Origin of the sequence: Pseudomonas sp. Fl5BN2, from assembly GCF_009908205.1 — a bacterium.
Classification (GTDB): domain Bacteria; phylum Pseudomonadota; class Gammaproteobacteria; order Pseudomonadales; family Pseudomonadaceae; genus Aquipseudomonas.
The window spans coordinates 20936-37122 of the sequence record NZ_JAAARL010000021.1 but is presented as its reverse complement, the minus strand read 5'-3'; the positions used below and the strand labels follow the sequence as shown (position 1 = coordinate 37122).

The following is a 16187-nucleotide window of genomic DNA, read 5'->3' as shown; positions in this document are numbered from 1 at the left end:
CATGCAATTAGTTCAGGTTAGGGGGAGCGGAAAAGTATCAAGGCCTGTGAAGTGTTTATTGCCTTTTTCGGGGGGAGGTCGACTACTTGTAGCATTTGAGGCGGATAAATTTAGATCCTCCTATCGGCGTCGGCCCAGTCAGGATCGGGAGAGTGCTGACTTTACCCCCTTTGAATTAAATACTCGTAGATCTATCTCAGGTTCTGGGGCCGATGAAATATTTAACGAGGTGTCAGTTGTTTCTACTGTCCTGAGTAGAGTAATAAGGCTGCTCCTTACGACTTGTTTTTGGCTATTCAGACCAATAACTAAGCGTGAGGCGCAGTCATGAGCGCCCCTTGCAACGAACAACCTCGAGTTTTACCCCGCCTTTCCCTGTCAGAGCAATTGATGTTGCGCGCCGATGCCTTCCCGGACCTGCTGGCATTCGCTTCGCTGGATCAATCGAAGGGTGTCTCGCTGACAAATGCAGACCTTTGTGAGCGTGCAGCGGCTATTGCTTATCGCCTGGCAAAATGCACCTCGCCCGGTGACCGCGTATTGCTGTCTTATGACCACCCCCTTGATTTTATTCCGGCATTTTTTGGTTGTTGTTTCTCCGGCACAATTGCCGTACCCGTTGCCCCTCGAACCAATGGCGAAACTGTCGCGGCCATTCTTCTGGATTGCGGCGCGACCATTGCGTTGACTGCTCAAGGAGGTAAGGGATCTTCCGGTATTGACTGGATACAAACGGACGACAATGAGCGGCGCGCTCCTTTTATGCGCTTGGCCGGCGAAAATAACCCAGCGTTGCTCCAGTACACGTCCGGCTCCACGCGAACACCACGAGGCGTTGCTGTAACCCAGGCGAGCCTACGCACAACGATCGAAGATCTCGACCGCGCAGCCCTACACGACGCTGAGAGTGTGATGGTGAGCTGGCTGCCGTACTTTCACGACATGGGCCTGGTGTACGGTATTCTTACACCCCTGTATTGCGGTTTCACCGCTTACTTGATGCCTCCAGAAACGTTCATTGCGCAGCCGTTGTCATGGCTGCGCGCGATAGCGGCTGTACGCGGTACTCATACGGCGGCCCCCAACTTTGCCTATGCCTTATGCGCAGACCGGGCTGCTGATCTGACGTCAGGAACCGATCTTTCTTCATTGCGATTTGCGCTCAACGGTGCAGAGCCGGTTCGGTGCGACAGCGTACGCCGATTCGTAACAGCCTTTGCTCCCTTCGGAATGTCATCCTCTGTGGTCATACCTGGATATGGGTTAGCGGAAGCGACCTTGAAGGTGACATCGGGACGTTGTGGCGAAGGTACACGCAGTAGACATTTCGAACCCGATGCGCTGGCGGTTGGGAGGGTCGTTCCCTGTCACCAGGGCGTTGAGCTGGCGTCATGCGGTACTAGCTCGGTAGGGACAAGCATTTTAATTGTCGATCAGGCCACTCTTGTTCCTTGCAAACCGGATGTGATCGGCGAAATTTGGGTTGCAGGACAAAGTGTTGCGGACGGTTATTGGGCTCGTGAGCGTGAAACACAGGAGACATTCCAAGCATGCCTTGCTACTGGAGAAAGTCCATGGCTTCGTACAGGGGATCTCGGATTTCTTCATCAAGACGACCTCTTTGTTGTGGGCCGTCTGAAGGATCTGATCATTGTTGGCGGTCGTAATATCTACTGTTACGACTTGGAGGATACGGTCTCAGGCTGCCACTCGGATATTCGCAAAGGCCGGGTATTCGCCGTAGCTGTAGAGGGTGAGGATGGCGAAGAGGTTCTCATCGGTGCCGAGGTGCGTAGTAGCTGCAAAGAGGGTGATACACGGGCCATCCTCTCGCGTATTCGCACTGAGCTAAAGACCAGGTATGACGTAGGTGCGGTGCGCATCGTCCTGCTTCGGCGAGGGAGTATTCTGCGCACATCCAGTGGTAAAACCCGTCGCGCGGCAACCCGCGATGCCCTTTTTCGCGGTGAGTTGCAGGTCGTCGCGGACTCCAATGGTCAATCAGCCGACGTTAACGACGACATCCTTCTGCAAATTGCTCGCTTCGTGCCGGCTGCTGTGGGCGAGCCCACCAGTAGGCTCATTGATGCTGGACTCGACTCGCTTTCAGCTGCTCGGCTGGCCGCAGTTATTCACTCGCGTTACGGTGTAAAGCTGAAATTCGAGACGTTGTGCGCGGCATCGGCCGATAGCCTGCGCAGGGACATTGCCAATGCACAAAGTGTTGCAGTCGCAGAGTCTTTGGCTTCGCACATTGTAGATTTCACAAAGCCGTTTGAACTGTCCGAAATGCAGCAAGCCTATTGGATTGGTCAGCAGAGTGGTGTTCTCCTAGGCAGTGTTCGGCCACACATTCGTGTCGACCTTGAAGTTGATCACTCCCAGGTACCCTCTCTGAGTCTGAGGCTGGCGGCGCTTGTTACGGCTCATCCAGCTTTGCGGATGTTCGTGCAAGAGGATGGGTGGGGAGCCATTGATCCGAAGGGGTACAACCCCGTTATCGGTCATCGAGACTTGCGCGGCCTTAAGCAGCAATCCCTCACCGAGGGATTGAGCGCGGTGCGCGAAGAACTTGCGCAGGACGATCGTCACGCTCTCAGTGCCTGTTTCACGCGTCTTACCGATACCCACACTCTGTTGCATTTACGCCTGGGGTTGCTCGCTGGCGATCTGCGAAGCTTACTGCTGCTTGTTCGGGAGCTGGTCAACGGTCCTTCCTTGGTCGCGGGTTTCCGGGGTGTGGGGAGGGCCACGCCTCCTATGCCGCTTGAAGTTCGCGAAGCCTGGCTGAGAAAGATCGACTCAATCGCGCCGGCGCCTGATTTACCGCAGGCGATGGTCTCCACTGATATTGACAACCCGCGTTTTGTCACGTGCCGCCAGGAGCTACCGGAAGAACTGACAACAGCGTTGGCATTGAATGCGCAAGCACTAGGGGTCACGTTGTCGTCAATCTGCATGGCTGCATTTGCCGACGTCTTGCGCTTATGGTCAGCATCGCCAGAGTTCACCATCAATGTGACCTGCAGCACACGATCAGATCTGGCCGAGCAGTCCGTTGGTGATTTCACGAGCAGCACTCTGCTGTCGTTGTGCGACTCCTACGACTCCTTCGCCAACTTCGCCCGGGCGATCCAGCAACAGGTATGGAGTGAGCTGGACGAGCCCTGGTCCACGGGTGTTTCGATGCTTCGAGAACTCAGTCGCCGCAACGGTGCACCGGTTCTGATGCCGATAGTCCTGACCAGCCTTTTGTCGGGTGACCAAGCCGACGACCTCTCTGTTCTTGACTCAATCGGGCCTATGGTCAACGTCTCCAATCCAACCCCACAAGTATCACTGCACAACATCCTGGCGCGACGCGACGGGCGTTTGATGATGATGTGGGAGTACGTGGACCAGTTGTTTCCTGCCGGGTTGGTTGAGGCGATGTTTGCATCGTTTGTGGAGGTGCTCACGACGATCGCCAATTCACCCTCGGCAGTTGAATGTCCGGTACTCGCTAAGCTTCCAGCTTTTCAGCACGCTCGGCACCTGAAGGCGAATTCGACGAGTCGCGATAGGCCCCCGCGTCGATTGGCTACGCCGTTTATAAAGCACGCAACCGAAACCCCGGACGCGATCGCGGTGATATTCGGTGATCAAATCACTACCTATGGTGCCTTGCTGCAAGATGCCGAGGACATCGCTGCTAGATTGCAACGCAAAGGCGTCAGCCGTGGGGATGTGATTGCGGCCATAGTCGAACCTGGTCCAAGGGCCGTGGCAGCACTGATTGGGATTGGAATCGCTGGAGCGGTCTATCTCCCAATTGAACAGTCTTGGCCGCTGGCGAGAATTGAAGAGCTGCTGTACGAATCCAAGGCCGGGTATGCGGTGGTGACACACAGCATGAATTTGCCGATACCGATGCTGCAGCTTGATGAGAAACCGGGTCGGCTCCGGCCTGAGTCGGTGGGTGGCGCGCCAAGCGATGTGGCGTATGTGATTTTTACCTCTGGCTCGACGGGGCGCCCCAAAGGCGTGGTTATTACCCATGAGGCTGCGGCGAACACAATAGACGACATCAATGAACGCTTCTCGGTCGGCCCTGCGGAGCGAGCGTTGTGCGTCTCATCACTGGCGTTTGACCTTTCTGTCTACGACATTTTCGGGTTGCTCGCGGTAGGCGGTGCGGTGGTGTTTCCCGAGCGATTGCGAGATCCGGATGCGATTGCGCAAGCATTGACGACTGCTGGCGTAACGATTTGGAACTCGGTACCTGCAGTCCTTGAACTGCTGCTTGATGTCGCTGCGCCTCATTCGTCCACTTTGCGACTCGTCTTGCTCAGTGGCGATTGGATTGCACCCGCTCTTACTGCGCGTATCCGTCGGGTGTTTACGCAGGCCCAACCTATCAGCCTGGGTGGCGCAACAGAGGTCTCGATCTGGTCAGTCGTTCACCCCATTGTTCCTGGCGACGCGGCACATGTCTCAATTCCCTATGGGACACCGCTCTCAAATCAACAGTGTTTTGTGCGCGCCCCTGACGGACGTGAGCGCCCTGATGGTGTGGCTGGGGAACTGCTACTGGGTGGACGAGGCTTGGCCTTGGCTTATTGCGGTAACGATGCAGAAACCAACCGGCGCTTTTTTACCGATCAGGACGGCAATCGCCTCTATCGGACTGGGGATCTTGCACGATGGATGGTGACTGGCGAACTTGAGCTGCTTGGACGTATGGACGATCAAGTCAAGGTGCAGGGTTACCGCATCGAACTGGGTGAGATTGAAGCTGTAGCGATGAAGGCCGGTGGTATTTCACGCGCTGTGGCCTCGGTCGTTCGGCGCAGGGGGGCGACGGTTATCCAGCTCCATGTGCTTGTGTCGCAGGGAATGCCCAGCGAGGTTGTGACCTCAGTACGTGCTGTGCTTGCTCTCCATCTGCCGGCCTATATGCAACCGCACCATGTGGGGGTACTCGACGTTCTGCCTTTGACCGCGAACGGTAAAGTGGACCGCTCACGGCTGCCCGCGCCACCTGAACCGCGAGCGGTACGGCCGGTGCGCGGCGATATTTTGCTCGAAACGATGATGATGCAGGCTTATGTCGAAGTGGTGGGTATTGGCATTGATCCCCACCAGCGATTCTTCGATGCGGGAGCGACTTCGTTACACATTGTGCGTTTGCGCGTACTGCTGGAGTCTCGCGGGATAGCGGTTCCATCGCTGGCTGACTTTTTCTCGCTTGGCACTATCCGATCAGTTGCCACTTCCTCTTTAGCGACGAGTGCCGGTGCCAACTCCAATCAGAACGATATTGCTTGCATACGCGCTTACAAGCAGCGCGTGCGGGCGCGCAGGGGAGAATTGTAATGGACCAGGATATACCTGTTGACGCTGTAGCAATCATTGGTGCTGGCTGCCGGGTTCCCGGCGCGACCACATTGGAACAGTTCTGGTCGGTTATCGCTGGCGGTCAGGTGACAATTGAACGCTTCACTGCGGATGCGGCACGACGCGAAGGTGTGCCTGAGACGGTGTTGTCCCAAACCGGTTTTATCGGGGCGGGAGGCACGATTGAAAATATTGACATGTTCGATGCCGCGTTGTTTGGGATTGCCCCCTCTCAAGCAGCATTTATGGACCCGCAACAACGGATCTTTCTTGAATGCGTCCATGAGGCACTAGAGCACGCTGGACACGGTGCGGATCGAGGTCCACGCATCGGAGTCTGGGCAGGCTCTGCGAGCCTTGATTATTTGACCGACCATGTCTTGGGCCAACTGGATCGCTCGTCGCCTAACCGCTACCTGCAACAATGGGTTGGCGTCGACAAGGATTACCTGGCTGCACAAGTGGCTTACCGCATGGATTTTGGTGGCCCGGCAATCACGGTACAGACTGCCTGTTCTACTTCCCTGGTGGCTGTCGCGCTCGCCGTCCAGGGACTGTTGAGTTACCAGTGCGACGTTGCCGTGGCGGGAGGGGTCAGCATTGGGTTACCGCAACGGCAGGGATATGTGCATGAGGACGGCAGTATTCTCGCCGCTGATGGTGCTTGTCGTCCCTTCACCACACAAAGTAGCGGCACCGTGTTTGGGAACGGCGCCGGTGCGGTGGTCTTGCGGCGGCTGGAAGATGCCCTTGAGGACGGAGATTCTATTCTGGCGGTGATTCGTGGTGCAGCCATCAACAATGACGGGGCCGCGAAAGTAGGTTTTACCGCACCAGGAGGCCGGGGGCAGGGCGATGTCATCCGCACAGCCCTTGCGCTCGGTGAAGTTGGCGGAGCCTCGATTGAGTATGTCGAGACTCACGGTACGGGGACTGCTATCGGGGATGCGGTGGAGCTTTCGGCGTTGACGAGTGCATTAGGGGACCGACAGCTTGGTGGTCCGCGTTGCGCTATTGGTTCGGTCAAGGCGAATGTCGGACATATGAACGCAGCAGCAGGTGTGTGCGGTTTGATCAAAGTCGCACTCGCTGTTCAGCATGCCCAGATTCCGCCGACCGTGGGTGCCGCGCATGCCATCGACGAGTTACGTGGAGGATACCCCTATTACCTGCCAACTGAGCTTACTCCTTGGAGTACCCCGGATCGACGGGCGGGAGTCAGTTCGTTCGGTATTGGCGGTACCAATGCCCACGTGATCCTGGAAGCTTCACCTCGAAGTCTGGCTCGAGTGCGCAACACCGTACCGCTGCTGCTGGTCTCGGCACGTGAAGATGCCTTACGTGAGCTGTGCGCAAACTATGCGGCGTTCCTGGAGGCGGACCCAGATCTATCTATCGAGGATGTGTGTTTTACGGCCGCTATTGGCAGGCTACCTAGGGAGCGACGTGTTGCTTTTCGCGCTGAGCACCGTGACCAACTGATCAGCTCGCTGAAGGCGTTTACCGACGGTAAACAAGATGAGAACACATTTTTTTCCGAAGAACAGGAGCGTCGACCTGAGGTCACCTTTGCCTTTGGTGACACCGATAATCTGGGTGCGGCTATCGACGCCGTTTTGGCCTGGCGCGCGCGCGGTGTTGCGCCCTCGATTGTTTGTGGTACCGGAGCCGGCCTGTTTGCGGCAGCCTTCGCTGCCGGAGCCCTGAGTGCTGATGATGCGCGCAGCTGTAATGCGCGAAATGCCGCAGCACCGTCACTGCTTTGGATCAGCGCATTTTCGGGTATGGCAATTGATAGCGTGGAGGCCGTGTGTAAGGAGCTTGCACAGGTGGCGCATAGTGGGGGAGATGGCGCTTCAGCTGTGGCTGCAGCGGGCGCGACCTTGGTGCTCGAGTTTGGCGACAACGCACTAGGCGCTGATGTCGCCGGTGTCGTCTCATTCTCCCAGGCGTCGGTCAATGCGATTGCAGGACTCTGGACTGGCGGTATGGATCTGGATTTGACAAAGCTCTACAGCGGCGCGAATCGTGTGTCGATTCCATCCTATCCGTTCCAGCGCAAGCGTTTCTGGATCGATCGTGCGCCACGCAACGCCGATAGCGGCACTTCAACTTTTCTTGGGCGGCGTACAGAGGCGCCGATGCTGCGTGCCAGCTTTTTTGATGCCCAATGGAGCGTGGCGACCCTGCCATTTCTCTGTGATCACATGATTTACGACAAGGTCATCGTTTCCGGTGCGGCGCTGGCGGTGATGATCGCTGAAGGGGTGCGTGAATTGAGTAAAGCGCACGAGTTCGCTCTGCATGATCTACGTTTCCCTGCTGCCCTGGTAATTCCGCAGGGGATGGGGCGTCGGGTGCAACTACAACTTGTACGTGATGATGACGGTTTTGACGCGACAGTGTTGACCCAAGAACCATTCGAAATCCATGCCACAGCCCGGGTCGAAACGACCACAACGGTCAGTGTCGTGCCGTCGCAGACGGTACAGGGGGAAGAAACTCCAACCGCCGTGCTGGACTCGTGGTTGCGCGACCACAGTGTGGTGATGGGCCCTTCGTTCAGTCGGCTATCGGACATTGTCATAGGTCATAACGATGCCATGTGTTCGATGCGGACCGATGCTGGCGACGACGGCTGGCTGCTCCACCCAGGGCTCCTCGATTCGGTCCTGCAACTGCTGGCGGTTGCAGCCCGGCCGGAAGGCAGCAAGGCGTTTGTTCCCACCCGTATCGCTCGGCTAACTATACGTGCTCATAGCGCATCGCAGCTGCGTTGCTTTGCCGCGGCCGATCGTGGCCTCGCTACGCTGTTTGACGACCACGGCGTTTTGGCCGAGATGGTGGGCCTGGAGTCACGTGAGGTCAGTCGGAACGAACTGCTGCGTATCGAGCCTATGCGCGATGGCTACTCCATCGAGTGGCGGAGCCTGTCACTCGACCGGTCGTTCGAATTGCCACAGACCGTCGTCGTTCTTCGGGATGCGGGTGGGGTTGCCGAGGAACTGGCTGCGATCCTGCTGGCTGAGGGTAAGCGTCCACTTGTCGTCGACAGTCCCTCTGATATTTCGTTTGAGACAACCGATTTCATTGTCGATTGTCGTGGGGCAGATGCACGAACTGCGGCCCCCGATATGAGTCTGTACGAGGGCGCTTTTGACCTGCTCGGTACAGTGGCGAGAAAGGACCTCCCGTGCTGTGTCGCAATCGTCCTGCCAGTGAATGTTCCCAGCGGAGGGGTGCTCCAGGCGCTTGCTCGGGTGGCTTCTATGGAAGCCCCCTACCTTCGGACATTGGCGGTACGCGCTAATGATGCGCGAGCCATTCGTCGCGGCCTTGACTTCTTTGATCGAGAAACAGAAGTCATGGTCGATGGGGATAACGTTTCGGCGCCGCGCTTTAATCGGTTTGATCTTCCATGGCGCGCTGAAGCCAGTTTTTCGGGTGACGAAACGTGGCTCATTACCGGTGGCCTTGGTGAATTGGGCTTGCGTGTTGCGAGCTGGCTCAGCGCACTTGGAGTTCGGTCTATGGTGCTCACCGGCCGTCACCCACCTGATGCCAATGCCCTGAAAACACTGGCTGCATTGGAGCATGAAGGCACCGACGTTCAAGTGATGCTGGCTGACTTGGCAAACGACGCAGGCATTGAGGCATTACTGCACAAGATAGATACGACGATGCCGGCATTGTGCGGGATTTGTCATTTGGCAGGCGTGGTCGAAGACCGGCTCATGGGCGATGTCACACCTGCATCGCTGAAAACGACTTTTGCCGGTAAAGCCCAAGGGGCGTGGCTGCTGCATGAGCGGACACTCGGCTACCCACTCAAACACTTCATACTCTTCTCATCTGCCGCTGCGGCGTTTGGTGCACCAGGGCAGGCGACTTACGCGATGGCCAATGCCTACCTGGATGAGCTTGCGGTCTATCGTCGATCACAGGGGCTGCCGGCACTGTCGGTCGCATGGGGGCCATGGCAAGACATTGGTATGGCTGCTCGTACTGCAGTCACTGCCAAACGCCGCTTGAGTCAGTTGGGTATTGGTCAGATAGAGGAGGAGTGCGGTCGTGCGACGTTTGAGAACATCCTATTCGCCGATCTACCAGCGCATGCCGTCCTGCTAGAGGTCGATTGGCAACGCCTGGTCGGACAATGGCCTCCTCAGGTTCCATTCAGTCGTTTTGACGACATTGTCAGCGATATTCCTGGTTCAGCGAGAACGTCTTCGGTCAATGAGTTGCTCCCTTTGTCTGCCGATGAACGACGGCATCGGTTGTTCCAGCTCATCGCCGAGGATGTGTCGGCCGTCACCGGGACAGACCTGGCGATGCTCGATCCGGAACGGTCGTTGTTTGATTATGATCTCGACTCGCTGCTCATTACAGACCTGCGTTTGAAGCTCGAGAGACGATTCGGTCGTTCGGTTGCGGCAACGGTTATTTTCTCTAATCCAACGGTTGCTGCGCTGGCCGACCATATGGCGCAGACGGTCTTTGGTGACGCGACAATTGACGTATTGCGCAGCGTTGCCGATCAGGCTCACCTGCCGGTCTCTGCACCCGCCGAAGCAGAGACCTTAAAACCTGAACATCTCTCTCAGGAAGATGTTGTTGAAATGCTTTCGGCGAAGCTCGAAGAGCTTCGTGGAGGGCGTGCGTGATGAGTACGAACAATCCCACTACCCTGATGCACGATGCGCTGATAGAGATTGAGCGGCTCCAGCGAAAACTGGGTGGACTTGAGCAACAGTTGAACGAGCCCGTTGCTGTGGTCGGCATGGGTTGTCGATTTTCCGGCGCAGACTCGCCAGAAGAATTGTGGCAACTGTTAGTTGCCGGTACGGACGGAGTTCGAGCGGTCCCGGCTGACCGATGGGATAGCGAGCGCTACTTCGACGCCGATCCAGATTCTGCAGGCCATATCTATTGCCGCACGGGCAGCTTTCTAGACGATATCTCGTCTTTTGATCCTGGGTTTTTCGGTATCTCGGCGCGAGAGGCGACGATGCTTGATCCGCAACAGCGAATCCTGCTGGAAGTTGTATGGGAAGCGGTGGAGCGGTCCGGTATTCCTGCCTCAGCGCTGAAGGGCACTGCCACCGGCGTGTTTGTCGGTGTTATGCATCAAGATTATGCCCATCGAATTCGCAACGCCGCTGATGTGGACTTGTACAGCGCTTCGGGTAACGCAGCCAGCGTGCTGGCTGGACGTATATCCCATGTGCTTGGGCTTCACGGGCCGTCGATCACCCTTGATACAGCCTGCTCATCTTCACTTGTTGCTGTTCATCTCGCTTGCGCTGCGTTGCGCGCCGGCGAATGCGACATCGCTATTGTCGGTGGTGTGAACGTCGTCCTTTCGCCAATTTCCACCGCGGCAGAGTGTCGTGCTCATATGTTATCGGCCAGTGGTCGATGCCGGCCCTTCGACGACTCCGCAGATGGCTTCGTCCGTGGCGAAGGATGTGGTGTCGTTGTGCTACAACGGCTGAGTGATGCGACAGCGGCCGCTCGCTCGATCGACGCCCTGATCGCGGGGTCTGCCGTCAACCATGACGGTCGGAGCGCCGGGTTGACGGTACCGAATGAACACGCTCAGCGTGAATTGATACGAGCGGCATTGCGGGCCGCCAACATCGACGCCCAACAGGTGCAATATGTTGAAGCCCATGGAACGGGTACATCACTGGGCGATCCGATCGAAGCTGCGGCCCTGGCATCGGTTTTTGCCAACCGCGCGAAAGGTTCGCCTGTGCTACTTGGTTCGATAAAAAGCAATTTGGGGCATCTGGAGGGGGCTGCGGGGATTGCTGGATTGATCAAAGCTATTCTTTGCGTACGCCATGGTGTAGTGCCTGTCACGCTTCACGTCCTGCAGCCCAATCGTGGTATTGACTGGAACTCAGTGCCGCTTCGGCTTGCCCGGCAGAATGAGCCGATGAGTGGAGCCTTGCACGTGGCGGGCGTCAGCTCCTTTGGTTTCAGCGGAACCAATGCCCATGCGCTCGTGATGGCTGCACCAGTCACCCAGGCTATACGGGGGAGGGGCTGCTTTCCACAGCTATTGACAGTCTCGGCTAAATCCGCGGCATCGCTGCTTATGAATGCGGTCCGCTTTGCCGAGCATCTCTCACGGATCAACGACATCGAGCTTGAGGATGTCTGTCACTCGTCTCGTGTGGCACGGACACATTTCACTCACCGCCTGGCGATCGTCGCTTCGAGTGCGCAGGAGATGGCCAATGAGCTGCGTCGATTTGCCTTGGGAGAACAGACGGCAGTGGTGTCCGGGGTGTTCCGTGCAATGTCACCGAGGGATGCCGCTGGGGACCCATTGTACGAAACGCTCGAGGCCATTGCTCAAGGTTACGTTCTGGGTGCACCAGTCGATTTGAACAGACTGGCGCCTGAGCGATGCCGCGTAGTGCCACTGCCAACCTATGCATTCGACCGGCAAAAATATTGGCTGGACGAGCAGCCAGGCGCAACGCAAGCACCGCCGCTCTATCGTATTGCCTGGAAGCCGATACCGTTGGTTGCATCTGCGTTCCGTTCAGGCAGACGGATCATTGCCGGGAATGATCCGCAATTGTGTGGTGAAATCGCCGCAGCGCTGGAAGCTGCGGGCGAGCAATGCACCGTAGTGGGTGCCGAGGTCAAGGCCATCCTGGGTGCAGGAAATGCCAACCTGGGTGTCATGCTGGTATTCGCGAGCATCCAGGCTGACGCCGAACCGCTGGAGGCAATCACACGATATGGCGCTCTTATCATCGAGTTGGCTCAAGCGCTCGCGCTGAATCCATCCTTGGGCCCCGTGGTGATGGTAACAAGAGGCGCGACCTTTACCGGACCTGCGGAGGAGATTGATCCCGTTGCCGCTGCCATCAACGCAGCTGTACGTGTCGCACGTCGTGAGCAGGGGTTGCTATGGGCTAGGTCGATCGACATCGATAGATCGCCCAAGTCACTGGCAACACTCGCGGCAATGCCGGGTGCAGTAGAAGATGGTGAAGAAGACGTCGCTATTCGCGCCGCCACAATACTCGCTCCTCGGCTGCGTCACACCGGTGCCTGTGAGGTGATGCCCGACATAGTTGCTGACGGTGTTTATGTCATCACTGGCGGCACCGGCGCTCTCGGTTTGGCCACCGCGCGTTGGCTGGCGAGCCATGGGGCACGCTACCTCTTGTTGATCAGCCGTCGCGGTGAACAGGAACAAGACGTGCGCGTCAGCTGCGATCAACTGCGCAGCGACGGCATTGATGTTCTTGTGGCCAGTGCCGATGTCGCGGACGAGGCATCACTGCGCAACGCATTGGCACTGGTCGAGCGGCCCATTCGCGGCGTTATCCATTGTGCCGGGGTGATCGACGACTCGTCGTTGACCACCATGACGTCGGCAACATTCGCTGCAGTGTTGCGTGCCAAGGTGGGGGGGGGCTATCTACTTGACCGGCTGACCATGCACCAGCCTATTGATCTCTTTGTTCTTTTCTCGTCGATCTCGGTCGCACTTGGGCGCCATGGCCAGGCGGCTTACGCGGCGGCAAATGCCTACCTCGACGCACTTTCGCAACAACGTTGCCTGCACGGGCGTCCCACCTTGTCAGTCGGCTGGGGGCTGTGGGCGACAGGTATGGGGACTACTGACCCCAAGGCACTGGAGCGAATGCGTGCCAGCGGTTTGCAGGCATTGACCGAAACCGAGGCCTTTGGGGCGCTGGAAAAAGCATTCAATGCCGATGCACACCTCATCATCGCGGCGATTGATACTCAGCGGATGACTTCACAGCCGAACCTTCCGCGACTGCTTGATGGAATGGTCGCCGGTCACCCTCCGGTGCGAAGACCCGTATTTGATTTCGAGCAACTTCGTGGGCACAGCGCTGATGCCCGCCGAGCATTGGTTGCCGAGTACCTGGGGGGCGAACTGCAGTTCATCTTGTCCAGCGATGTCGAGTTGTCGCACGACGTTTCGCTGATTGAACTGGGGATGGATTCCCTTACCGGCTCGGAAATACGTAACGCCATAGAACGATCGACCGGCGTTTACGTACCGATGCAGCACTTCATCGATGGGTCGCCGTTGAACACCGTGGTTGAAGTGATTGTGGGCCAACTTGAGCGCCGGCTCGTGACTATTCCGTCGGTGAGCCAAGGCACTAGCACGGAGAAAATAATCCTATGACTATCGCACAACTATTGGCTGACTTCGCGGATGCGGGCGTTACCCTGCGTCGTTGCGCTGAAGAACTTCAAGCGGAGTGGCCTGCAGGAAGTCTGGGCCATGATTTGCTTGAGCGTCTGCGGAAATCGAAACATGCACTGTTGCACATGCAGGGGCTTTTGGATCTGGTGGTGGGTGGAAGGGGCCAGATGAGCGCGCTCATGGCTCAGCTTGACATGCCGGGGGTGGATAATGAGTGACCGAGTCGCGGCATTTCTGGCGGTTGAGGCTGCGCTGGCTGCGCCGGAGGCGGCACTGGCAAGTGGTGAATTTGCTAGGGTCGAGCAGTTGATGAATGACATCCGTGGGGCAAACCGGGCGAGGGGGCTTTGGCTTCCTCAGCTCTCTCGAGTCAATGGTGGTTCGGGGCTCGACCTGCTCGAACTGGTTGAGGTTGGGGAAATGCTTGGCAGGTCGCCACTGGGGCACTATGCGGTTAACTACCAGGCACCCGATGCCGGTAATATCGACATCCTTCTTGAGTACGCGACGCCTGAGCAAAAGCGACGCTGGCTTGATCCTCTACTGCAGGGCAAGGTCCGCAGTTGCTTTGCGGCGACTGAGCCAGACAGGGCCGGGTCGAACCCTTCTGCTCTGGCGACCAAGGCTGTTTTCAAGGAGGGTGCGTGGCACCTCACTGGCCGCAAGTGGTTCACCTCGGGAGCGGACCGTGCGGCATTTGCGATCGTGCTCGCCGTCACGGACGAGACCGCGCCGCTGCACGCGCAAACTAGCACCTTTATTGTCCCGACTGATGCACCCGGGTATCGGCATGTCCGCAACATTCGCGTGATGGGCGACGAGGGGGTCGGCTGGGCCAGCCATGGTGAAATCGAGCTGGACGACTGCCGAGTGGAGACGGACGCGTTGTTGGGCGAACCAGGGGCTGGATTTGTCGTTTTGCAGACCCGGCTTGCCACGGGCCGACTACATCATTGCGCGCGCTGGATCGGTGTTTGCGAACGCGCGTTTGCAATTATGTGTCGGCGAGCCAGCCGTCGCGAACTCGTGCCGGGGGAGTTTTTGTCGTCGCGTCAGACGGTGCAGAACTGGATTGCTGAAAGCCGTGCCTCGATTGACGCCGCTCGGCTCCTTGTCGTTCAGGCCGCGTCACGTTTGCAGAAGCGCCATGAGCGAGCCCAGGTTGATATATCGATAGCCAAATTCTTTGTCGCCGGTGTGACCCAAAGCGTCCTTGATCACACCCTGCAGATCCAAGGCGCGCTGGGTGTCAGCGGTGACACGATTGTAAACGTCTTCTGGCGCCATGAACGCGCAGGACGCATCTATGACGGCCCCGATGAAGTACACAAGGCGTTGGTCGCGCGGCACGCGCTGGCCGCGTTTCGTGGTGAATCTCGATGAGCCACTGGGTCGCGCGCAACACGATGGCTGCCCTGGGGAGTCCGGGTGCTGCAGCACGGGCGACTCGCATCGGAGCGGGTCGATCCAGTGAGACGTATCTGGTGCAGGCAAACGATCGCGACGTCATTACCTATGTTTTGCCGTCCGGCACCGTGCGGGAAGCACACCGCCGTTTCGCGGTATTGACGCAGATTACCGAGCACTATCATCTAGCGCCAAAGCCACTTGCAGTGGTGGACATGTCTGCTGAAGGCCCGTCGTTGCTGGTGATGGAGCGGCTCCCAGGGATTTTGCCGACGGCCTGTGGTGCACTCACGCCTGACACGGTTCGTCGTCTCTGCGCCGGCTTTATTTCTGCGCTGGCACCATTGCATGCCATTGAGATTGCCCCCGTGGACCGGCCTCCGGATTATCTGCGTCGCAGTATTGGCGATTGGGAGCGGCGCTGGTGCGAAGAAAAGGCCGCAGGCGCCCACGGTGACTTCCAGGCCGTGGTGCGATGGTTGGTGGAAAACCTGCCGGACCAGATCGCTTCAGCTTTTGTGCACAACGACTTTAAGCTGGACAACATTCTGGTCGATCCCGGCGACCCGGCACGGGTAGTTGGTGTCGTGGATTGGGAATTGGCCACCATCGGCCATCCTCTTGCCGACCTAGGGATCGCTCTGGCCTATTGGATCGAACCCCGGGACGCTTCGTTGTTGCGTCTCGACGCGCCAGGGCCAAGTTGCGCTGCGGGGGCGCTGACCCGTCAGGAACTGGTTGAGCTGTACGCTGCAGCCAGCGGTCGAGAGGTGCCCAATGCCTCGTATTGGTATGTCTACGGATTACTGCGGCTGACGGTTATCACCCAGCAACTGATGTTGCGCGACAGTGCCCCCCCCGTTCCCCGTGGTCAACTGATCGTACGATCGCTCTTGGCTCATGCATCGAACACTTGTGGGAGCGGACGACTATGAAAGCCAACATTCAGGACATTTACGGCCTCGCGCCCTCGCAGCATGGAATGCTGCTTGAAAGCACCAACGGCTTGGTCAAGGGCGATATGTTCATAGATCAGAGTGTTCTGTTGGTTCGCGGGCAACTTGATGCCCTGCGTTTTCTGGCGGCTGTCGAGCAGAACGCAGCCACCCATAGCAGCTTGCGCAGTTGCTTTGCAATGGAGGCCGAGACCCCTTTGCAAGTTGGGCTCGACAACATTCGGCCTGACCTTTTT

At 57.8% G+C, this 16187-nt stretch carries 6 protein-coding genes; all 6 read left to right on the top strand.

Going from position 1 to position 16187, the window contains the following annotated elements; genetic code table 11:
* Positions 1-390 precede the first annotated feature (390 nt).
* The 6 genes from GV819_RS25560 to GV819_RS25535 are packed head-to-tail and all read left to right on the top strand — an operon-like array spanning position 391 to position 15930.
* Positions 391-5355, top strand: coding sequence for a non-ribosomal peptide synthetase (locus GV819_RS25560; RefSeq protein WP_161758828.1), 4965 nt, complete (start codon positions 391-393; stop codon positions 5353-5355).
* Positions 5355-10040 carry a beta-ketoacyl synthase N-terminal-like domain-containing protein gene (locus tag GV819_RS25555; protein ID WP_161758827.1) on the top strand — a complete coding sequence of 1562 codons (4686 nt, stop codon included), beginning with the start codon at positions 5355-5357 and terminating at the stop codon, positions 10038-10040. Before GV819_RS25560 ends, GV819_RS25555 begins: the two co-directional genes overlap by 1 nt.
* Entirely contained in the window at positions 10040-13567 is a 3528-nt protein-coding gene (locus GV819_RS25550; RefSeq protein WP_161758826.1) for a type I polyketide synthase, read from the top strand. Before GV819_RS25555 ends, GV819_RS25550 begins: the two co-directional genes overlap by 1 nt.
* On the top strand, positions 13564-13806 hold the full coding sequence (locus GV819_RS25545; RefSeq protein WP_161758825.1) for a hypothetical protein: 243 nt from the start codon (positions 13564-13566) through the stop codon (positions 13804-13806). The genes GV819_RS25550 and GV819_RS25545 overlap by 4 nt, the downstream gene beginning before the upstream one ends.
* Complete coding sequence (locus tag GV819_RS25540) at positions 13799-14971, top strand: acyl-CoA dehydrogenase family protein (protein ID WP_161758824.1); 1173 nt, start codon at positions 13799-13801, stop codon at positions 14969-14971. The genes GV819_RS25545 and GV819_RS25540 overlap by 8 nt, the downstream gene beginning before the upstream one ends.
* On the top strand, positions 14968-15930 hold the full coding sequence (locus tag GV819_RS25535; RefSeq protein ID WP_161758823.1) for a phosphotransferase family protein: 963 nt from the start codon (positions 14968-14970) through the stop codon (positions 15928-15930). The genes GV819_RS25540 and GV819_RS25535 overlap by 4 nt, the downstream gene beginning before the upstream one ends.
* The last annotated feature ends 257 nt before the right edge of the window (positions 15931-16187 follow it).

Coding starts and splice junctions, on each gene's coding strand:
- GV819_RS25560 (WP_161758828.1), top strand. CDS start 391: ATGTTGCGCGCCGATGCCTTCCCGGACCTGCTGGCATTCGCTTCGCTG.
- GV819_RS25555 (WP_161758827.1), top strand. CDS start 5,355: ATGGACCAGGATATACCTGTTGACGCTGTAGCAATCATTGGTGCTGGC.
- GV819_RS25550 (WP_161758826.1), top strand. CDS start 10,040: ATGAGTACGAACAATCCCACTACCCTGATGCACGATGCGCTGATAGAG.
- GV819_RS25545 (WP_161758825.1), top strand. CDS start 13,564: ATGACTATCGCACAACTATTGGCTGACTTCGCGGATGCGGGCGTTACC.
- GV819_RS25540 (WP_161758824.1), top strand. CDS start 13,799: ATGAGTGACCGAGTCGCGGCATTTCTGGCGGTTGAGGCTGCGCTGGCT.
- GV819_RS25535 (WP_161758823.1), top strand. CDS start 14,968: ATGAGCCACTGGGTCGCGCGCAACACGATGGCTGCCCTGGGGAGTCCG.